Origin of the sequence: Streptomyces sp. NPDC059696 (assembly GCF_042733745.1) — a bacterium.
Classification (GTDB): Bacteria; Actinomycetota; Actinomycetes; order Streptomycetales; family Streptomycetaceae; genus Streptomyces.
On record NZ_JBHWFG010000028.1, the window covers coordinates 94675 to 115315 of the forward strand.

Consider the following 20641-nt stretch of genomic DNA (forward strand, 5'->3'; position numbering starts at 1 on the left):
GTCCCGGCTCCCGGGGATCACCCCTTGGGGGCCGCCACGGGCACGTCCAGCGGTCGGGCGAGGCCGACCACCGCCTCGTCCAGCCGCTCCAGATGCCGCAGCACGCGGTCGGTGATGCGCCCGTAGCGCGGCGTGCCGGCGTCGGAGCCCAGCAGGGAGGCGATGCTCGGCCCGGTCTCCACCCGCGTGTCCGCGTGCTCGTCGGCGACCCGGGCGGCGATGGCCTCGATGTTGCGCACGGTGCGCCCGGCGGCCCCGCGCAGCCGCGGGTCCGCCGCGATCGAGGGGTGCGTGGGCAGCAGCTCGGCGGTCGCCGCCAGCGTCCGCGCGTGGTACGCGCACGTCTCCAGCAGCGCCACCACGTACCGGGCCGTGTTGCGGCGGGTCCGCAGCGGCGTGACCGGGTGGGTCAGCGGCTGGGTGGCGGCCCGCAGATCGGCCAGCGCCTGGTCCAGGTCGCGCGCCCGGTCCAGCAGCTCGTCCGCCGGCCCGCCGCTGAGCTGACCGACCGCCGCCTCGGTGACCTCGGCCAGCCGTTCCAGCACGGTCTCCAGCAGCTCGTTCGTACGGCGGTCCGTCTGCACCGGCAGGACGAGCGCCGCCGCGACCACCCCGCAGGCCACGCCGAGAGCCGTCTCCTCGATGCGCAGCACCAGCACGTCGAGGCTGTAGGTGTGCAGCAGCGTGTACAGCAGCCCGAGCATCGCGGTGACGAAGAACGACATCAGCGTGTACGACAGCGGCGCCGAGTAGAACATCGCGAAGACCAGCACCAGGACCAGGGCGAACGCCGTCCAGGTGTGCTTGCCGACCAGGCCCGCCAGGACGATTCCGGCCACCACGCCGAACACCGTGCCCAGCAGCCGCCGGTATCCCTTGACCAGGATCTCGCCCGTCGACGCGGTGTTGATGAACACGATCCAGCACGTCAGCACGGCCCAGTACCAGCGCTGCGTGGACAGCAGCTCGCCCCCGATGATCGCCAGCGAGGAGCCCACGGCGACCTGCACCGCGGCACGGGTGGTGGGCCGCCGCAGACCGGTCTGCTCCTGCGCCGCGTCCTCGCCGCCGCCGTCGATCGCGGCGTCCTCGGCGTCCAGTTCCTCGCGGGAGCGTGCCGTCGCGGGGGTGTCGTCCGACTCGTCCTGCGGGCCGTCCAGGGCGATCCGCAGCCCCATCACGGCACGGGCGGCCTCGCCGATCCCGCGGAAGACGTCCTGGAGGGCGGCCGACGCGGGCGGCAGGTTCTCCTCGTCCCGGTAGCCGAGGAGCCGGTTGCGCACATGGGCCAGACCGGTGCCCGTCTCGCCGCTGCCGGCCTTCAGCACCAGGGCGTGCAGCGCCCGCAGGTCGCGGCGCAGCGTGGCGCCCGCCTCGTCCGGCATCCGCGGCTCGGCGAGCGACGGGGCGGGCGCGCCCGGCAGATGCAGGGTCAGCGTGTCGGCCCGTTCGGCGGTGCGGGCCGTCAGCAGCAGCAGACCGAGCCGCTCCGCGGCGATCTCGGCGTCCGCGATCCTGCGCTGCACCAGCCGCGCCGCCGCCTCGTCCGGAGTGCCCTCCTCCAGCCGCCCCTGGATCATCATGGCCGTCTCGTGGAGCCGGGCGGTGCCCTCGCGCACGGCCTCAAGCGCCTTGTCCATCTCCTCCGCGGGGGCGTCGAGGAGGTCCGCTTGCGCGGACACCAGCTGGGCCAGCCGGGCACGGAAGGCCAGGCGCAGCCGCAGCAGCACACCCGTGGGCGTCGCGGGCACGACCGCGAAGCGCATCAGGGCACTGGAGCAGAACGCCAGCGCGATGGCACCGCACAGCTCGGGCAGCGTCTCGACGGTGGCGCCGACGAACAGCGACAGGAAGTAGACCTGGAAGCCGATCAGCCCCAGCGCGGTGCCCCGGTCGCCGAACCGGCGGCCGTAGACCGCGCAGAAGATCAGGACGACGAAGAAGGCGTCACCGACCACGACCCGCGTGTTCAGCACCGCCCCCAGGGACACCGAGGCCAGGGCCACCGGAAGCCCCAGCGCCAGGGTCACGGCCTGAGGCCCGAGCTGCTTCTCCCGGATGGCGAAGGTAGCGACCATCGCCGCGATGGCCCCCGCCACCAGAATGTGCACGTCGGCGCCGAACAGGGAGAGCACGGCGACGGTCAGTGCGATCGCGCCGACCGTCCGCAGCCCGGCCGTCAGACGCAGCAGACCCGGGTCGGACGCCGCGATCCGGTCCCGCAGTCGTGCCCGCACCGCGCGTCCCGCTGCCCTCACGCCGCCGCACTCTCTCCCGACTCACACCAAGATCCGTATCTCAGCATGACATGCCACGAGCGGAAGCTCCCGCCCGGCCCGGTGCTTACTCCGGCCGGGATCCCCCGACCCGCTCCCGCACCTGCTCCGGAGTCAGATAGGCGTCGGTGTACTCGAAGTCCTTCAGCCGCGCGGCCTTGCGGGCCTGGAACCCCGTCCGTACGAAGTCGTCACCGGCGACCGCGTTGAGCAGCCAGTTGGTCATCACCCGCGTCTTGGCCACGTTGGTGCGCAGCGCCGACCAGTGGTACCCGCGGGCCACGGCCTGGGCGGGCAGCCCGCGCAGTTCGATGCCCAGCGGCTTGGAGACCGCGTCGGTGCCGCCGAGGTCGACGACGAGCCCGAGGTCCTTGTGGACGTACGGCTTCATCGCCTGGCCGCGCAGGGAGGCGATGACGTTGTCGGCGACGTGCCTGCCCTGCCGCAGGGCGTGCTGCGCGGTGGGCGGGCACATGGCCCCGTCGCCCTTGGCCAGGTCGGGCACGGCGGCCGAGTCGCCGAGCGCGAACACCCCGTCCTCGCCCGGCAGGTTCATCTCGGGGGCCACCGCGAGCCGCCCCTTGACGGTCTCCGCGCCCAGCGTGGCGATCAGCGGGCTGGCGACGACGCCGGCCGTCCAGATCAGGGTGCGGGTCGGGATCACCCGCCCGTCGGTGAAGGTGACCTCCTCGGGGCCGGCCTTGGCGATGGAGGTGCCCAGGGAGATCTCGATGCCCCGCCGGCGCAGGATCTCCTGCGCGCTGCTGCCGAGCTTGTCGCCGAGTTCGGGCATCAGCTTCGGCGCGATGTCGATCAGGTGCCACTTGATCAGACCCGGGTCCAGCCGCGGGTAGCGCTTGACCGCCGCGTGCGTCAGCCGCTGCAGGCACGCCGCGGTCTCGGTGCCCGCGTAACCGCCGCCGACCACCACGAACTGCAGCCGCGAGGCCCGCTCGACGGGGTCGTGGCTCGCGTCGGCCAGGTCCAGCTGCGAGATGACGTGGTCACGGATGTACGCCGCCTCGGCGAGCGTCTTCATGCCGAACGCGTAGTCCGTCAGCCCCGGGATGTCGAAGGTCCGGGTGATGCTGCCGGGCGCCAGGACGATGTAGTCGTACGGCTCGTTGACGATCTCGTCGGTGATCTGGCGGATCACGCAGACCTTGGACTGCAGGTCCACGCCGATGGCGCCGCCCGGAATGATCCGCGTGCGGTACTTCTTGCTGCGCCGCAGGGAGACGGCGATCGACTGCGGCGTCAGCACGCCGGAGGCGACCTGGGGGAGCAGCGGCAGGTAGAGCTGGTAGGCGAACGGCGTCACCAGAGTGACGTCGGCCTCGTCCGGGGAGAGCTTCCGTTCCAGACGGCGGACGCACTCCACGCCGGCGAAGCCTGCGCCAACCACCAGGATCCTGGGTCGTGTCACGGTGTTCATCCCTTTCTGCGGCTCCAGGCGGTCTGCCTCGAACGCCTTCCGACTGCCCCTGGATCGCTGGTTCGCACCCTTTCGATCCCATCGTGTGTCCGGCCGGCACGCCAGTCGGACGCGGCAGGCAGACGAACGCGTCGATCACCACCATGCCCGCACCGTGGCCGAAAAGCACCGGGCGGGAGTGAAGAACACGTGCCCACCGGGCAGGCCGGACCCTCCGTCAGGCCACCCGGCCACGGCTCCGCCCGGCCGCGACTCCGCCCGGCCGCGACTCCGCCCGGCCGCGACTCCGCCCGGTCAGGACTCCAGCCGGTCAGGACTCCATGCGGCCTTGGACATGACACAGCAGCAGGCACACGTCGTCGTCCCGCTCGGAATCGCTCAGCAGCGGATGCAGCAGCCGGTCGGCCGAACCCTCCAGGTCGGCGTCCAGCTCCGCCGACCGGAACCCGCCGAGCGCCGTGGCCAGCCGCTCGATGCCCGGGTCTATGCCCTGCGCACGCCGCTCCACCAGTCCGTCCGTGTACAGCGCGAGCGTCGAGCCGGGCTCCAGCTCCTCGGTGTGGTCGGCGATCTCCTGGGTGAGCGGGATGCCGAGCATCGCACCCGGTTTGGCGTCGAGGGTGCGCACGGTGCCGTCGGGCAGCCGCAGCACCGGCGGCGGATGCCCCGCGGCGGCCCAGGTCAGGGTGGGCTCGTCCGGGTGGAACCGGGCGATGACGGCGGTGGCGTACAGGTCCGGCTGGAGATGGTGCAGGAACCGGTGCAGACGCGTCAGCAGCCGGCCCGGGCTGTCGCCGTCGACGGCGTACGCCCGCAGCGCGGTGCGCAGCTGGCTCATCATGACCGCCGCGTGCAGCCCGTGCCCGGTCACGTCCCCGATGACGGTGATCAGGCCGCCGTCCCGCTGGGGGAACGCGTCGTACCAGTCACCGCCGATGTTCAGCCCGTGGGTGGCCGGAAGGTACCGTGCCGCCAGGCTGAGGCCCGGCGTGGTCGGCAGATCCGTCAGCAGGGCCCGCTGCAGCGTCTCGGCGATGTCGCGGTTGTGCTCGAAGCGCCGGGCGTTGTCGATCGCGATGCTGGCCCGCCGGGTGAGCTCGATCAGCATCACCGCGTCGTCCGGGTCCCAGCGCTCCCCGGGGGGTGACAGCATCAGGACCCCCAGCGGGGTCCGGCGCGTCGGCAGCGGCACGCACAGCAGCGGCCGTCCCGGGTCCAGGGCCGACGGCGGCTGGTCGTCGACGCCGGGCAGGTTGCCCGGATGGTCGGCGGCGTACTGGGGCCGCCCGGTACGGGCCGCCACCACGGCGGCCGCCGGACGCGCCGTCCGGTGATCCTCCTCGTGGTCGAACAGCCAGACGTCCACGCTGCGCGCGTACTCCGGCACCAGCAGGTCCGGCAGCCGGCGCACGATCTCCTCGTGGTTCAGCGATGCCGTCAGCACGGCGCTCGCGTCCGCGAGGAACGTCAGCCTGCGCCGGGCGCTCTCCGCCTCGTTGCGGGCACTGCGCTCGGCCGCGAAGGCCTCCCGCTGGGCCCGTCCGGCCGCGTCCAGCTCGGCGTGCAGCGCCAGGACGCCCTGGTTGGTCTGGTGCAGCTCCTCGCGGTGGAAGAGGACCAGGTCCTCCTGCTCGGAGAGTTTCTCCAGCACGACGGCCGTGTCCTCGTCGGCGCCGAGCAGCGCCTCCGACAGGGCGGCCGGGTCGTCGGCGACGGTGCCGTCCTCGGCGGCCTCGGCCGACTCGGGGCAGGGGACGGTGACCTCCCACAGCGGTTCGCCGGTGGCACACGCCTCCGGCGACGGGGTCACCGTGACGTGCAGCAGGCCCTCCTGCGCGGGGGAGCCGGCCAGGTCCGTGGTGAGACGCCAGGTGCCGCCCTTGGTGAGGCACTGCCGCAGGTGGGCGCTGAGACCGGCGGCGAGCCGGGTCCGTTCGACGGTGGGCACACCGTACGCGGCGGCCAGGCGCGCGAGCGAGATGCGGGCGCGGGCCGCGTCGGTGACGGTGGTGATCTGCCAAGTGCGCATCATGGGCGTTCCGGCGGGTTCGAGGTCAGCACGGCCACGGCGGTGTCGTCCCGCACGGGTCGGGCGGGACTGCTGGCGTCACGTATCGCCACAGCGGCCGTCACGGCCGGGTCGGCCTCGTGCAGACCGGGGTCGGACGGCGGCGTCCAGCGGCTGGGCAGGCCGTCGGTGTGCAGGATCAGCACGGGGTCGCCCACCCAGGCGGCTTCCTCCTCCTGGAGGCTGCCGTGCCGGTGGACCCCGACGATGCCGGGCCGTGACAGCAGGGGGCGCCAGGTGCCGCCGGTGCGCAGCCGCGCCCCGACGTTGCCGACGCCGGCGAACCGCAGCCGCCCGGCCGTCAGGTCGAGCTGGGCCAGGGCGACCGCGGCGCCGCGGGTGCCCTGCAGCGCGTCGTGCAGCCGCCACAGCGCGTCGGCGGGGGAGAGGCCGGCCCAGCGGTGCAGGGCAGTGACCGCGGCGGACGAGGCCCGGGCGGCCTCCGGCCCGTGCCCGAGCCCGTCCGCCAGCATCAGCGTCACCCGGTCCCCGGCCCGGACCCACGCCCAGGCGTCCCCCGAGTACTCGGCTCCGCCGTAGGGGATGTTCACCCCGCCGGCCCGCACCTCGGACACGGCCGAGGAACGGTTCTGCTCCGCCTCCGTCGAACGGGCCGGGCCGTTCGACGGAGGGCCGGCTTCGGTGGGGCGGTGCCCCGGCTCCGGCGCACGGGCCGGGTGGTCCGCCGGTGTGCCGGTCTCGGCGGGGCGGTGGGCCGGTGCGGTCCCGTGGGGGGTGGCGTTCGCCAGGGCACCGGCACGCGGGCCGGAGCCGGCCGGAGCCGCCGCGTGGCCCGTCAGACCGCCGCAGGTCACCGTGCCGAACGGCGGTGTGCCGCCCGGCCACTGTCCCGCGGCGGTGACCCGGCCCCCGGGACCGGCCGGACCGTCGATGCCGCGTGGTGCCGAGCTCACCCGGGCCACCGCGACCGTGCCGCGGCCCGGGACGCTGTGCAGGGTGAAGTCGTCGGAGAGGCGCGCACACGTGCCGAGGCCCGCGCCCAGGGAACGGGAGGTGGAGAAGCCGTCGCGCAGCGCCGCGGTCACGTCGGGCATGCCCGGGCCGTGGTCGACCGCGGCGATCTGCACCACCCGCGCGTCCGCCCGGCCCTCCCGCAGCACCGGCGCCGCGACGACGTCGACGAGCACCTGACCGCCCTCGGCGTGCTTCAGCAGATTCGTGGCGAGCTCGGTCGCGACCAGCCCGGCCGCCGCGGTACGCCGCTCGTCCAGCCCGGCCAGCGCGGCGGCGTCCTCCGCCGCGACCCGGGCGTCGCGCACCCGGGTCGAGTCGTGCACCGGCACGTCCCACACGCGTGGCATCAGGCCTCCTCGCGCGGACGCGGCGGCCGGCCCACCCAGCACGTCACCCGCACCGTGGTGCCCGAGCCCGGCGTGGTGTCGATGTCGAAGTCGTGCACCAGGCGCCGCGCGCCGCTCAGCCCCATCCCCAGACCACTGCCCGAGGTGTAGCCGTCGCTCAGCGCCAGGTCGAGGTCGGCGATGCCCGGCCCCTCGTCCGTGAAGGCCAGCCGCAGCCCCTGCGCACCGGCGCCGCCGACCTGAGTCACCTGCATCTGCCCGCCGCCGCCGTGCACCAGGGTGTTGCGGGCCAGCTCGCTGGCCGCGGTGATGAGCTTGGTCTGGTCCACCAGTCCGAAGCCGAGCCGGGCAGCGGCCTGCCGTACGTGCTGTCGCACCCACACCAGGTCCATGTCCGACCGGATGGGCAGGCAGGCCTCCACGCCCGAGGCAGTGTGCATCACGGACTCTCCTGACGCGGGCTGCCGGGACGACGGGCCGCCGGGACCGGCCGCGTGAGCAGCTCCACGCCCGCCTCCGTACTGAGCGCGGTGCTCAGCCCCGGCAGCGTCAGACCCAGTTCGACCAGCGTGATGGCGACCGCCGGACGCATGCCCGCCACCACGGTGCGCGCGGCCAGCAGCTTGGACTGCGCGGCGATCTCGGCCAGCACCCGGCCGAGGAAGGAGTCGACGATCTCCACTCCGGAGATGTCGATGAGGACCCCGTGCACCCCGGTACGGGAGATGGTCTCCGAGAGGTCCTGCTGGAGTTGCTGTGCCGTGCTGTCGTGCAGGTCCCCCTGGAGCGTGACCAGCAGGACGTCGCCGAGCCGGAGCACCGGCACATGGCCGGTCACGGGTCGGGGATGTGCGTCGTTCACCGCGAACCCGCACCTGAGTTCACGATGTCCGCGCCGAGCTGGTGCAGTGCGTACCCCAGCGCGTCGGCGAGGCTCGCGCGGGTGATCACGTCCAGGTCCAGGCCCAGGTGCACGATGGTCTGGGCGATCGCGGGGCGGATACCGGAGACGATGCACTCGGCGCCCATGAGGCGGGCCGCGGCGACCGTCTTCATCAGGTGCTGTGCCACCAGCGAGTCGACCGTCGGGACGCCGGTGATGTCGAGGATCGCGAACCGGGCGTGCTGCTCGACGACGGCGTTCAGCAGCGTCTCCATCACGATCTGGCTGCGGGCGCTGTCGAGGGTGCCGATGAGCGGTACCGCCACGATCCCGTCCCACAGCCGGATGACGGGCGTGGCCACCTCCATCAGCTGCAGCCGCTGCCGGTCGCTGAGCGCTTGCCACTCGCTGAGCGCCGTCTGCATGGCCACCAGGCGCAGGGTCCCCATCAGCACGGTCAGCGCGGTCGAACACGCCCGCAGGTGCTCGGGTGACGCCTGCGTCAGATCGGCCACCAGCAGGTTCTCCACGGGCGGTCGCAGAGCGGCCAGCTCGCTGGAGACCTGGGTGTTGCTCAGCCCGGCACGGGAGCGGGCCGCCCCCATCCGGCCCAGCTGCTCCCGCACGCCGCTGAACCCGGCGGCGTCGGGATCCTCCACCTGCCCGGAGTCGGCCACCTGAGCCAGCGCGTCCACGACGGCCTTGCCCGCTTCCACCGCCTCGTCGCGCGAGACGGTGAACACGGCGCGGAACAGGGGCTCGTCCGCCCACCGCTGGGCGATCTGCTCACGCCGTCGGTGCAGGAAGTCCCTGACCTCGTGGGTGGGCGTCGCGAGCTGACCGTCCGCTTCGTGCTCCGGCACCTGGTTCTCTCCTCATCCGCGTTGCGTCGACCGAGCCCGCTTCTGGCAACGAGACGGCGATGTGACACTTGCCGGGCGACAACTCTAACCATGCGCCGACCTCGTACGACACCGGCTCCGGCGCAAGCGATCCGGTGCCGGGACAACGGCGGTTGGGGCCGCCGTCGCCGGGGTGCGAGGGGTGAGCCGTGGTCCGGGCAGGGCGGAGCGAGGGACCGGGCCGCCGGGCATCTCCGGCGCCGGGCCCGAGGGGACGTTGTGATCGTCAGACGCTCTCTTCCCCGGGCTCCTGGGGGTGCTCCGGCCCCTGGTCGACACGGGTCAGGGCCTCGTCGACACTCTCCGATATGGGCACGGTGATGCTGACGCCGGTCAGATCGAGGATGCGCCGCACGGCCGGTGTGGGACTGATGACGTGCACACTGCCCCCGGTCTTACGGGTTTCCTGGTACACCCGCAGGATGATGTTCATCCCGGAAGAGTCCATGAAGGGAACGGACGAGAGATCGAGCAGGAAGTGCCGTCGGCCGTGGTGGAGTTGGTTGGCCAGATGGGCCTGGAACTCGGTCGCGGTGTCGACGTCCAGGTAGCCGTCGACCGTGATCAGGGCCACGTCCTCACGGGGCAGCTCGACTTCCACGGACAGCGGATTCTGGGCGAGGGGCACGGATACCTCCAACAAGTGCTACGGCCTGGGCTGGTCACCCCTGGGGATGACCGCGGTGCGGGGGGATCCCGGTCGTTCCCCGGACTCGAATGCCGTTTCTCACGCGCCTCCCTTCGCTGACGGGCTTCGGATGTCACCGCGCCCCCGCGATTACCCCGGAAACCACCCTCCATGCCTCCTCGTCCGAACTTCTCCGGGGACGGGTCGCCGGAAGTCCCGCGCGGCCGCAGGTGTGTGCGCCGAATGTGCTTGCGGCAGGAGGGTAATTGCTGGTGTGGAACGAGGCGGGCGCGGGCGCGTCCGCCGGAGGAATCGCGATCAGCATCGCCAGGGAGGATGGGACAGCGTGGCCATCGACACAATCTGGTCGTACGCGCCGGACAGCGGTCACCGTGAGGGGCAGGACCTGACCGGGTTCGCGGTCGCCGCGACGGACGGCACGATCGGGCACGTGGACCGGGAGGCCGCCCCGCACGACATGCGGCACCTGGTCGTCGACACCGGCGTCTGGGTGTTCGGCCGCAGCGTCCTGGTGCCGGCCGGAGTCGTCACCGGCATCGACACGCAGGGGAGGAAGGTCACACTGGCGTGCAGCAGGGCGGATGCCAAGGCGGCTCCCCGCTTCCAGACGGACAGTGAGACGAGGGACCCGGAGTACCTCCGGGCCGTGGGTGACTACTACGACCGGCTGCCGCCCCGCGAGACGGCCACGGTCTGAGCCGGTCACGGGCGCGACGCGCCCGTGACGCTCCCGGCTCACCAGGGCATGAACACGTGTACGTCCTTGCCCCGGTCGTCGGCCACCACGCTGACCTGGTCGCACAGCGTGTGGATCAGGTGCCAGCCGATGCCCCCGCCGCCGCTGCGCGGATCGAAGGGGCGAGGGGCGGGCTCGGTGGTGCTGGTGTCGCGCAACACGACATGCACCCCGTCGAAGGTCCGGCGCATCCGCAGCGCGAACGGACCCGGCGCGTACTGGACCGCGTTGGCGGCCAGTTCCGTCACCACCAGCAGGATGTCGTCCCAGTACTCGGGGGCAGAGGGCGGGGCGGAGCGTGCCAGATCACGCAGGAACTCCTCCGCGGCCAAGCGCGCACCTGTCACATCATGCGGCTCGCCCACGAAGCTGTTCGTGCGGCTCGGGATCTCCTCGGAGGTCAGGGCGTCGTCCCCACGCGGCTCGGTTGACATATCGCCTTTCCGGCCCGGGCGTCAGCTAGGGCTGTCGTCAGGGCTGTCGTCCTTTCTCTTGCGTCGCCACTGTTGCGTGTTCCCGAGGGGACGTGGCCTACGCGTCCGGCCGCACGCTCAGCGGAACACATTGTCGGAATCCTCCCAGCTCGACGGTTCGTCCTGAGCACCCGGCCGCGCGGGACGCCTGCGGGACCGGTACATCGCGTCGATCTCGGAAGCGTAGTGCCGCACGATCTCGTCCCGGCGCAGCTTCATCGACGGCGTCAGCAGACCGTTCGTCACGTCGAACGCCTCCGGCAGGACCCGGAACACCCGGATCGACTCCGAGGGCGACACCACGCTGTTGGCCGCGGCCACGGCCCGGGCGACCTCCTCGTGCAGCGCGTTCTCCTCCCGCGCCTCCCGCATCTCGCCCTGCAGCGCCAGCCCGGCCCGCCAGTGGGCCAGGAAGTCCGGATCCAGCGTGATCAGGGCTCCGACGCAGGGCCGGTTGTCCCCTACGACCACCGCCTGGTGGATGAGCGGATGCATCCGCAGCCGCTGCTCCAGGGCCAGCGGGGCGACGCTCTTGCCGCTGCTGGTGATGATGATCTCCTTCTTGCGGCCGGTGATCGTCAGGTAGCCCTCCGAGTCCAGCCGCCCGAGGTCCCCGGTGGCGAGCCAGCCACCGCGCAGCGCCGACCGGGTGGCGGCCTGGTCGCCCACGTACCCCTGGAACACCGACGGCCCGCGCACGAGGATCTCCCCGTCCTCGGCCACCTGGATCTCCGTCCCCGGCAGCGCCTGACCGACCGTCCCGGACTTCTCCCGGCCGAGCGGCTGCATCGTCACCCCGCCGGCGGTCTCCGTCAGGCCGTAGCCGTCGTGCACGTAGATGCCGATGCCCTCGTAGAACAGGGAGAGGTCACGGCTGAGGGGGGAGCCGCCGGACGTCGCCCGCTGCACCCGCCCGCCCAGGGCCGCCCGCAGTCTGCGGTACACCGTGCGCTCGTACAGGGCGTGCTGGAGCCGCAGGTCGAAGCCGGGGCCGCGGCCACGGCCCAGCCGCTGGCGCTCCAGGGCCGCGGCGAAGCCCCGGGCGGTGTCCGCGGCCCGCTCGAACAGCGCGCCGTGCCCCGCCTGCTGCGCCGTGCGCAGGAAGTTCTTGTAGATCTTCTCCAGGATCGAGGGGACCGCGTAGAGGTACGTGGGCCGGAACGAGCGCAGCGCCGCCGCCAGCGCCTCCCCGCCCAGGTCGGCCTGGTGGCCCATCAGCAGCCCACCGCGCACGCACAGCCCCTGGATCATCAGCCCGTACACGTGGGAGAAGGGCAGGAACGCGAGCACGGAGCCCTGCTCCCCGCGCGGCGCCGCCGTGTGACCCCAGCCCGCGAGCAGGGTGTCGCAGGGGGCGGCCAGGTTGCGGTGGCTGAGCGCGCAGCCCATGGCATGGCCGGAGGTGCCCGAGGTGTAGGCGATGACCGCGGTGGAGTCCGGCAGCACGATGCGGCGCATCGAGTCGACCGTGGCGATCGGGACGAGTTCCCCCTGCGCCGCCAGCTGCGCGAGGGCGCCCGCGTCCAGCTGCCACACGTGCCGCAGCAGCGGCAGCTTGGCGCACACCGAGCCGACGGTCATGACGCCCTGCTCGTCCTCGACGACCACGGCCACGCACCCGGCGTCCCGCAGGATCCACTCCACCTGGTCGCGCGAGGCCGTCGGGTAGACCGGGACGACCTCGGCCCCCACCGCCCACAGCGCGTAGCACAGGACCGTCCACTCGAACCGCGTGCGGGCCATGATCGCCACCCGGTGGCCCGGCGCGATCCCCGAGGCGATCAGGCCCTTGGCCACGCCCACCACGTCGTCGCGCAGCTCGATGGCCGTGACCTCCTCCCAGACCGAGGAGGCGGGGTCGGCCCGCCGGGCGAGCAGCGGCCTGGTCGGTTCGCGGTCCGCCGTCTCGAAGACGCTGTCGGCGAGCCCGCCGGTCAGGGGCGCCACAGCAGGGGGAGCGAGGGCGAGGTCGGGCATGCACTGCTCCTGACATGTACGTCGTGTGACATTGCCGACGGGTACCGTCATCGGCGGTGCTCGAATGTAGTCGAGTCGGAACCCTTCGGGGTCGGAAAATACGGAAGTCGACACCCTGGTGATCTCGCCGTGATCGGGGGACCCGGACGGCATGACTCACATCAGTCCCGATCCCGAACCCGAACGCACCACCGGTCTGGAACCCGGCGGCGGCGTGCCGCCGGGCGAGACCCCGCCCGCCGAGAGCAGCATGCCCGAGACCCTGCCCCGGGAGACGCACAACCCGGCCAAGGGCTGGTCCAAGGGCCCGATGACCGTGATCATCGTCCTCGCGGTGCTGATCGCGGCGTTCTTCCTGGCCTACGCCCTCGTCCTGATCCTCTGACCCCCGGCCCGCGACCGACGGGACGCCTCACTCCTGAGTGCGGCGGACGCACTCGGTGACGACGTCCCGCAGGCTGCCCGTGCGCTCCATCAGCGCGCGCTGCACCTGGGCGCCGTTGCCCTCGCGCAGCAGCTCTTCGCAGGCGGCGCGGGCCCGCTCCAGGTCCCCGGTGCCGTCGAGGGCCTCCTCGACGTGCTCCAGCAGGGCACGCACGACCGCCTCGGCCGGCATGCGCCGCATGGTCGCGGGGTGCAGCAGCTCGCCCGTGAGTCCGGCCCGGGCGGCCTGCCAGTCGGCCAGCCGCAGCAGGCTCACACTGTGGTCGAGCGGCTCACGGCCGGCCCGCCACTCGCGCGCGGCGGTCTCCACCAGCCCGCGGACGAGCGTGGCGACCAGCACGGCCGTACTCGACTGCAGACACACGTCCGCCACGCGCAGTTCCACCGTCGGGTAGCGCGGGGACAGCCGCGCGTCGAAGTAGATCATCCCCTCGTCCAGAAGGGCGCCGGTGGCCACCATGTCCGCGATCAGACGGTGGTACCGCTCGGGCGAGCCGAAGACCTCGGTCGGCCCGGCCGAGGGCCAGCGCAGCCACACCCGGCTGCGGTAGCTGCTGTACCCCGTCTCCTTGCCCTGCCAGAACGGCGAGTTCGCGCTGAGCGCCCGCAGCACCGGCAGCCACGGACGCAACCGGTCGACGACCGCGACGCCCTCGTCGTCCGACTCGACCGACACGTGCACGTGACAGCCCATGACGAGCTGCTCCTGGGTGGCGATGCCGTACTGCTCCGCCATCCACCGGTAGCGCCGGCTGACGCTGACGGCGGGGCTGACCGGCAGCGGTGAGGTGGCGAGCGCCGCCACCGTGCAGCCGATCTCCCCCGCGTGGCGGGCGGCCTCCTTGCGGCAGCGGACGATCTCCTCGCCCAGGCTCTCCATGGACGCCTGCGGATGCGTGGCGAACTCCAGCATCTGCTCGTGGAGTTCCTTCTCGAAGACGTCCTGGCCGGCGTCGTCCTTCTCGGCCCGGGCGAGCACCGCTGCGGACAGCGCCCGCGGTTCCCCGGTCTCCGGATCGACCAGGAGGAGTTCCTCCTCCACTCCCACGGTGCGCACCTGATGCCCGCCCTTCTGTGCCCTGCCGCCTCGTACCACCGGGTGCTCCCGGTGGTACGACCCCCAGTGCCCCTCCAGGCGGACAGGACACCTGGTGGGGCCGCGGGACTTCAGCGGACTTCACACGGCGGACGGCGTCAGCCACACCGTGGCGAGCGGAGGCAGCGTGATCCGGACACATCCGTCCTCCGGCTTGACCGGACCCGGGTTGGTGACGCCGCTGCCGCCGTAACGCGCGGCGTCGGTGTTGAGGCGTTCCTCCCAGGCGACGGCGTCACCCGGCACCCACAGACCGTAGTCCTGCCGGACGACGGGGGAGAAGTTCGACACCGCCAGCAGCGGACTCCCCTCGGCGTCGAACCGGAGGAACGCGAACACGTTGTCGTCGGCCGAGTCCACCGCGACCCACCGGAAGCCCTCCGGGCGGGTGTCGCACTGCCACAGCGCCGGCGTCGCCCGGTACACGGCGTTCAGGTCACGGACCAGGTCGAGCACACCCCGGTGATCGCCCGCGGAGTGGTACCCGTCGTCCAGGAGCCACCACTCCGGGCCGTGCTCCACCGACCACTCGGCTCCCTGCGCGAACTCCTGCCCCATGAACAGCAGCTGCTTGCCGGGGTGGCCCCACATGAAGCCCAGGTAGGCCCGGTGGGTGGCGCGCCGCTGCCACCAGTCCCCGGGCATCTTCGACACCAGGGCCTGCTTGCCGTGCACGACCTCGTCGTGGGAGATGGGCAGGACGTAGTTCTCGCTGTAGGCGTACACCATCGAGAACGTCATCTCGTGGTGGTGGTACTTGCGGTGCACCGGCTCGTGGGCGATGTACTCCAGCGAATCGTGCATCCAGCCCATGTTCCACTTCAGGCCGAAGCCGAGCCCGCCGGTGTCGGTGGGCCGGGTCACCCCGCCCCAGGCGGTGGACTCCTCGGCGATGGTCACCACCCCGGGGGCCCGCCGGTACACCGTCGCGTTCATCTCCTGCAGGAACCGCATGGCCGCCAGGTCCTCCCGGCCGCCGTAGGCGTTGGGCTCCCACTGGCCGTCCTCACGCGAGTAGTCCAGGTACAGCATCGAGGCGACCGCGTCCACGCGCAGCCCGTCGATGTGGAACTCCTCGCACCAGTACACGGCGTTCGCGACCAGGAAGTTGCGCACCTCGGTGCGGCCGAAGTCGAACTCGTAGGTGCCCCAGTCCGGGTGCTCCGCGCGCCGGTCGTCACCGGGCTCGTACAGCGGCTCCCCGTCGAACCGGGCCAGTGCCCAGTCGTCCTTCGGGAAGTGCGCCGGCACCCAGTCCATGATCACGCCGATACCGGCCCGGTGGCAGGCGTCGACGAAGAACCGGAAGTCGTCCGGGGTGCCCAGCCGGGACGTCGGCGCGTAGAACCCCGTGACCTGGTAGCCCCAGGACCCGTGGAAGGGGTGCTCGGCCACCGGCATCAGCTCGATGTGCGTGAAGCCCATGTCCTTGGCGTACCGCGGGAGTTCCTCGGCGAGTTCGCGGTAGGTCAGCCCGGGCCGCCAGGACGCCAGATGCACCTCGTACACCGAGAACGGCGCCTCGTGCACGGGCGTGTCGGCGCGGTGCGCCATCCACTCGGTGTCGCCCCACTCGTAGTGCGAGGCCGTCACGATCGACGCCGTGTTGGGCGGCTCCTCGCAGCGCCGCGCCATCGGGTCGGCCTTGAGGAAGCGGTGGCCGTACCGGGAGTGGATCTCGAACTTGTAGGCGGTGCCCTCGCCGACGCCCGGCAGGAACAGCTCCCACACGCCCGAGGCGCCCAGGGACCGCATCGGGAACTGCGTCCCGTCCCAGTGGGTGAAGTCCGTGGCGACCCGCACGCCCTGCGCGTTCGGCGCCCACACCGTGAACCGGGTGCCGCTCACGCCCTCGTGGGTCATGGGCTGCGCGCCGAGCGCCTGCCACAGCTGCTCGTGCCGGCCCTCGCGGATCAGGTGCAGGTCGAGCTCGCCGAGCGCGGGCAGGAAGCGGTACGGGTCGGGCGTCTCCTGCTCGCCCTCGTCGTACGCCACATGCAGCGTGTACGCCGGGATCGCGTCCAGCGGCAGCACGCCCGAGAAGAGGCCGTCGCCCTCCGAGACGAGGGCCGTGCGCCTGCCGCCGATCACCACGCTCACCGCGCGGGCGAAGGGGCGCAGCGCCCGGAACACGATCCCGCCGGGCACCGGGTGGGCGCCCAGCAGCGCGTGCGGATCGTGGTGGGCGCCCGCCAGCAGGCGCCCGCGGTCCTCCGGGCTCAGTGCGGGCGCTGTCGTGCTCGGGACCGGGCCGGACGGCTCCGGGATTGAGGTGTCGCGCAGGGCCACGGCTCAGTCTCCTCTCACGGCGAGGCGCTCGATCGCCGCCATCGGTACAGGCAGCCAGTCGGGGCGGTGCCGTGCCTCGTACAGCACCTCGTACACGGCCCGGTCCGTCTCATAGGCGCGGAGCAGTCCGTGCTTCTTGCGGGGGTCCCAGCCGGCGCGGGCGGCGTAGCCCGCGCAGTAGGCCTCGCGGCAGCGGCGGGCCCACTCCGGGCGCCAGGGGCGGCGCTGCCGGGCGGCGTAGTCGAAGGAGCGCAGCATCCCCGCGATGTCCCGTACGGGGGAGTGGGCGCTGCGCCGTTCGGAGAGCGGCCGGGACGGCTCACCCTCGAAGTCGATGACGAACCACTCGCGTCCGGCCCGCAGCACCTGACCGAGGTGCAGGTCGCCGTGGATGCGCTGGGCGGGCGGCCCGAGATCGCAGCTGGTGAGGGCGGCGAACGCGGTCCGCAGACCGGGCACGTACGGCTGCAGCGCGGGCACGCAGTGCGCGGCGGCGTCCAGCCGCTCGGTCATCGCGGCCGCCGTCTGCCCGTTCTCCCCGGGCCCGCCGACGGGGAACGCCGACGCCAGCGCGAGGTGCACCTCCGCGGTGGCCGCGCCGAGCGCCCGGGCCTGGACCGTGAAGTCGTCGCCCGCGGCCAGTGCGTTCAGCCCCAGCGTCCAGCCGTCGGAGGCGCCTTGCAGATACGGCTGGAGCACGCCGAGGGTGGCCGTGAACGGATGCCTCGTCTGGAACCAGGCCACGGGCGCCGGAACGCGGTGACAGCCCTGGCGGGCCAGCGCGCCCGGCACCTCCAGGTCGGGGTTGACGCCCGGCTGGATGCGCCGGAAGACCTTCAGGATGTACTCGTCGCCGTACACCAGCGAGGAGTTGGACTGCTCGGCGTCCAGCAGCCGCGGCACCAGCCCGGCGGGCACCGGCTGGTCCGGGTCGCAGTCGAAGCGCAGGGGACCGGCGGTGCCCGGCTGCCGCAGCCGGTCCAGCAGGAGCTGGGCCGAGCGGGGGTCGTGCAGCGCGTCGTAGACCGTCAGACCTGCCAGCGGCCCGTCCTGCACCCGCCCGATGAGGGCCCGCCCCAGTCGCGGCGACGGCCGCTCGCGTACGCCGAGCAGCAGTTGGTAGCAGTCGCCGGCCGGGGGAGCCCCGCCGGGCGAGGGCACGCCCATGTGGCCGGCGTGACCGGCGTGGACCAGCAGATGCAGACAGCCCGGAAAGAGCTCGGTCATCGACAGCAGGCCGAGCTCGGTGACGGGCCGGTCCTTGCCCGCGAACCAGCGCTGCCGTGGCAGCCAGTCACGCAGCAGCCCGCCGAGCGACTCCATGGGCTCGGCCAGGCGCGGGAGGTCCGGGCGCAGGGATGCGGTCTTCGGCATGGTCACGCCTCCTTGTCTCGGCGCAGGCTCACAGTCGCCGGCCGATGCGGGATGCGACTCGAGTGAGCCGGAACCAGTAGAAGCCGTGGCCGCCGAGGGTCAGCAGGTACGGCAGTTCGCCGATGGCGGGGAAGCGCACCCCGCCGAACAGCTCCACCGGGTGCCGCCCCGCGAACTCACGCAGGTCCAGCTCGGTGGGCTGTGCGAACCGCGCGAAGTTGTTGACGCACAGGACCAGGTCGTCCTCGTACTCCCGCAGGAACGCCAGCACCGCGGGGTTGGAGGAGGGCAGTTCGGTGTACGAGCCGAGTCCGAAGGCCGGGTTCTGCTTGCGGATCTCGATCATGCGCCGGGTCCAGTGCAGCAGCGACGACGGCGACGACATCGACGCCTCGACGTTGGTCACCTGATGGCCGTAGACCGGGTCCATGATCGCCGGCAGGAAGAGGCGGCCGGGGTCGGAGGTGGAGAAGCCGGCGTTGCGGTCGGGTGTCCACTGCATCGGCGTGCGCACCGCGTCGCGGTCGCCGAGCCAGATGTTGTCGCCCATGCCGATCTCGTCGCCGTAGTACAGGATCGGCGAGCCGGGCAGGGCCAGCAGCAGCGCGGTGAACAGCTCGATGGTGTGCCGGTCGTTGTCGAGGAGCGGGGCGAGCCTGCGGCGGATGCCGATGTTGGCGCGCATGCGGGGGTCCTTGGCGTACTCGGCCCACATGTAGTCGCGCTCTTCGTCGGTGACCATCTCGAGCGTGAGCTCGTCGTGGTTGCGCAGGAACATCCCCCACTGGCAGCCCGAGGGGATGGCCGGCGTCTTGGCGAGGATTTCCGACACGGGGTAGCGCGACTCACGGCGTACGGCCATGAAGATGCGCGGCATGACCGGGAAGTGGAAGGCCATGTGGCACTCGTCGCCGCCGCTGGCGTAGTCACCGAAGTAGTCGACGACGTCCTCGGGCCACTGGTTGGCCTCCGCGAGCAGCACGGTGTCCGGGTACTGCGCGTCGATCTCGCGGCGGACGCGCTTGAGGAACGCGTGCGTGGCGGGCAGGTTCTCGCAGTTGGTGTTCTCGGCCGCGTAGAGATAGGGCACCGCGTCCAGCCGGAATCCGTCGATGCCCAGGTCCAGCCAGAACTTCAGGGCGGCCAGGATCTCCTCCTGCACGCGGGGGGTCTCGTAGTTGAGGTCGGGCTGGTGGGAGAAGAACCGGTGGAAGAAGTACTGGCCGCGCACCGGGTCGAAGGTCCAGTTGGAGGTCTCGGTGTCGACGAAGATGATCCGGGCGTCCGGATAGCCCTTGTCGTCGTCGGCCCACATGTAGTAGTCGCCGTAGGGCCCGTCGGGGTCCTTGCGCGACTCCTGGAACCACGGGTGCTGGTCGCTGGTGTGGTTCATGACGAAGTCGATGATGACGCGCATGCCCCGCTGGTGGGCGGCGTCGACGAACTCCACGAAGTCGGCCAGGTCACCGAACTCCGGCAGGACGGCCGTGTAGTCCGCGACGTCGTAACCGCCGTCGCGCAGCGGCGACTTGAAGAACGGCGGCAGCCACAGACAGTCGACCCCCAGCCACTGGAGGTAGTCCAGCTTGGAGGTGAGGCCCTTGAGGTCGCCGACTCCGTCGCCGTCGCTGTCCTGGAACGAGCGGACGAGCACCTCGTAGAAGACGGCGCGCTTGAACCAGTCCGGGTCACGGTCCCTGGCGGGAGTGTCCTCGAAGGTGTCCAGCACGGGCTCGTTCACGGTCATGACGTTCCTGTCCCTCCGTTCGCGTGCGCGGCGGGCGGGGACTGGACGTGGAAGACGTGCGCGGGAGCCCGCCCCGGCTCCAACCGCACGTAGTTGTTCCTGCTCCACTGGTAGGTCTCGCCGGTGAGCTCGTCGCGCACCGGCACCGACGCGTGCCAGTCCAGGCCGAGTTGCGGCATGTCCAGCGAGACCGTGGCCTCCTGGGTGTGGTGCGGGTCGAGGTTGGCGACCACCAGGACCACATCGGATCCGCTGCGCTTGCTGTACGCGAGGAGCGCGTCGTTGTCGGTGTGGTGGAAGCGCAGGTTCCTGAGGTGGTGCAGCGCGGGATGCTCCCGCCGGACGGTGTTGAGGCGGGTCAGCAGCGGGACGATGCTGCGGCCCTCGCGTTCGGCGTTGTCCCAGTCGCGGTGCCTGAGCTGGTACTTCTCCGAGTCCAGGTACTCCTCGCCGCCCTCCTTCAGCGGGGTGTTCTCGCACAGCTCGTAGCCGGAGTAGATGCCCCACGTGGGCGACAGCGTCGCGGCGAGCACCGCCCGCACCTCGAAAGCCGGCCGGCCGCCGTGCTGGAGGTAGGCGTGCAGGATGTCGGGGGTGTTGGCGAAGAAGTTCGGCCGCATGTAGGAGGCGGCCTCACCCGACAGCTCCGTCAGGTACTCCGTCAGCTCCTGCTTGGTGTTGCGCCACGTGAAATAGGTGTAGGACTGCTGGAAGCCGATCTGGGCCAGGGTGTGCATCATCGCCGGCCGCGTGAACGCCTCCGCCAGGAAGATCACATCGGGGTCGGCGCGGTTGACCTCGCCGATCACCCGCTCCCAGAAGACGACCGGCTTGGTGTGCGGGTTGTCCACCCGGAAGATCCGCACCCCGGCGCTCATCCAGTGCCGCAGCACCCGCACCGTCTCCGCCACCAGACCGTCCATGTCCGCGTCGAAGGCGATCGGATAGATGTCCTGGTACTTCTTCGGCG

General features: G+C 72.1%; 17 protein-coding genes. 2 read left to right on the top strand and 15 right to left on the bottom strand.

Annotation, left to right across the window (positions count from 1 at the left end):
- Positions 1-17: 17 nt before the first annotated feature.
- From ACFV20_RS27260 to ACFV20_RS27295, 8 genes are all read right to left on the bottom strand, one after another.
- Complete coding sequence (locus tag ACFV20_RS27260; protein WP_385660781.1) at positions 18-2258, bottom strand: FUSC family protein; 2241 nt, start codon at positions 2256-2258, stop codon at positions 18-20.
- Between the two features lie 85 nt (positions 2259-2343).
- Positions 2344-3711: an NAD(P)/FAD-dependent oxidoreductase gene (locus ACFV20_RS27265; RefSeq protein ID WP_385660784.1), complete on the bottom strand. Its 1368-nt coding sequence runs from the start codon at positions 3709-3711 to the stop codon at positions 2344-2346.
- 310 nt (positions 3712-4021) lie between these two features.
- Positions 4022-5743 (bottom strand): PP2C family protein-serine/threonine phosphatase, encoded by a 1722-nt coding sequence (locus ACFV20_RS27270; protein WP_385660787.1) that lies wholly within the window; start codon positions 5741-5743, stop codon positions 4022-4024.
- Positions 5740-7101, bottom strand: coding sequence for a SpoIIE family protein phosphatase (locus ACFV20_RS27275; protein ID WP_385660790.1), 1362 nt, complete (start codon positions 7099-7101; stop codon positions 5740-5742). Before ACFV20_RS27275 ends, ACFV20_RS27270 begins: the two co-directional genes overlap by 4 nt.
- A complete protein-coding gene (locus tag ACFV20_RS27280) occupies positions 7101-7541 on the bottom strand; it encodes an anti-sigma regulatory factor (RefSeq protein ID WP_385660835.1) in 441 nt (146 codons plus the stop codon). Before ACFV20_RS27280 ends, ACFV20_RS27275 begins: the two co-directional genes overlap by 1 nt.
- A complete protein-coding gene (locus tag ACFV20_RS27285; protein WP_385660793.1) occupies positions 7541-7963 on the bottom strand; it encodes an STAS domain-containing protein in 423 nt (140 codons plus the stop codon). The genes ACFV20_RS27280 and ACFV20_RS27285 overlap by 1 nt, the downstream gene beginning before the upstream one ends.
- Positions 7960-8847: an STAS domain-containing protein gene (locus ACFV20_RS27290; RefSeq protein ID WP_385660796.1), complete on the bottom strand. Its 888-nt coding sequence runs from the start codon at positions 8845-8847 to the stop codon at positions 7960-7962. The genes ACFV20_RS27285 and ACFV20_RS27290 overlap by 4 nt, the downstream gene beginning before the upstream one ends.
- 265 nt (positions 8848-9112) lie before the next feature.
- Positions 9113-9514, bottom strand: coding sequence for an STAS domain-containing protein (locus tag ACFV20_RS27295; RefSeq protein ID WP_385660798.1), 402 nt, complete (start codon positions 9512-9514; stop codon positions 9113-9115).
- Positions 9515-9860: 346 nt separating this feature from the next.
- Between ACFV20_RS27295 and ACFV20_RS27300 the strand changes: the two genes are divergently transcribed.
- A complete protein-coding gene (locus tag ACFV20_RS27300; protein WP_385660801.1) occupies positions 9861-10232 on the top strand; it encodes a PRC-barrel domain containing protein in 372 nt (123 codons plus the stop codon).
- A gap of 38 nt (positions 10233-10270) precedes the next feature.
- On the opposite strand, the gene ACFV20_RS27305 is transcribed toward ACFV20_RS27300, so the two are convergent.
- Positions 10271-10705: an ATP-binding protein gene (locus ACFV20_RS27305; protein WP_385660804.1), complete on the bottom strand. Its 435-nt coding sequence runs from the start codon at positions 10703-10705 to the stop codon at positions 10271-10273.
- A gap of 117 nt (positions 10706-10822) precedes the next feature.
- The gene (locus ACFV20_RS27310; RefSeq protein WP_385660806.1) at positions 10823-12721 is read right to left on the bottom strand and encodes an AMP-dependent synthetase/ligase; all 1899 of its coding nucleotides are present in this window, start codon (positions 12719-12721) and stop codon (positions 10823-10825) included.
- 151 nt (positions 12722-12872) lie between these two features.
- Here ACFV20_RS27310 and ACFV20_RS27315 point away from each other — a divergent pair, with 151 nt between their 5' ends.
- Positions 12873-13106, top strand: a complete 234-nt coding sequence (locus ACFV20_RS27315) for a DUF6480 family protein (protein WP_385660809.1) — start codon at positions 12873-12875, stop codon at positions 13104-13106.
- A 27-nt stretch (positions 13107-13133) separates the two neighbouring features.
- Here the strand turns inward: ACFV20_RS27315 and ACFV20_RS27320 are convergent, their stop codons facing one another.
- From ACFV20_RS27320 to ACFV20_RS27340, 5 genes are all read right to left on the bottom strand, one after another.
- Positions 13134-14222, bottom strand: coding sequence for a glutamate--cysteine ligase (locus ACFV20_RS27320; protein WP_385660812.1), 1089 nt, complete (start codon positions 14220-14222; stop codon positions 13134-13136).
- Positions 14223-14342: 120 nt separating this feature from the next.
- Positions 14343-16550, bottom strand: coding sequence for a 1,4-alpha-glucan branching protein GlgB (glgB, locus tag ACFV20_RS27325; RefSeq protein WP_385660815.1), 2208 nt, complete (start codon positions 16548-16550; stop codon positions 14343-14345).
- Between the two features lie 3 nt (positions 16551-16553).
- A complete protein-coding gene (locus ACFV20_RS27330; protein ID WP_385660818.1) occupies positions 16554-17924 on the bottom strand; it encodes a maltokinase in 1371 nt (456 codons plus the stop codon).
- A 28-nt stretch (positions 17925-17952) separates the two neighbouring features.
- Entirely contained in the window at positions 17953-19671 is a 1719-nt protein-coding gene (gene treS / locus ACFV20_RS27335; protein WP_385660820.1) for a maltose alpha-D-glucosyltransferase, read from the bottom strand.
- On the bottom strand, positions 19668-20641 hold a 974-nt coding region (locus ACFV20_RS27340), incomplete at its 5' end, for a DUF3459 domain-containing protein (RefSeq protein ID WP_385660823.1). The genes ACFV20_RS27340 and treS, both read right to left, overlap by 4 nt.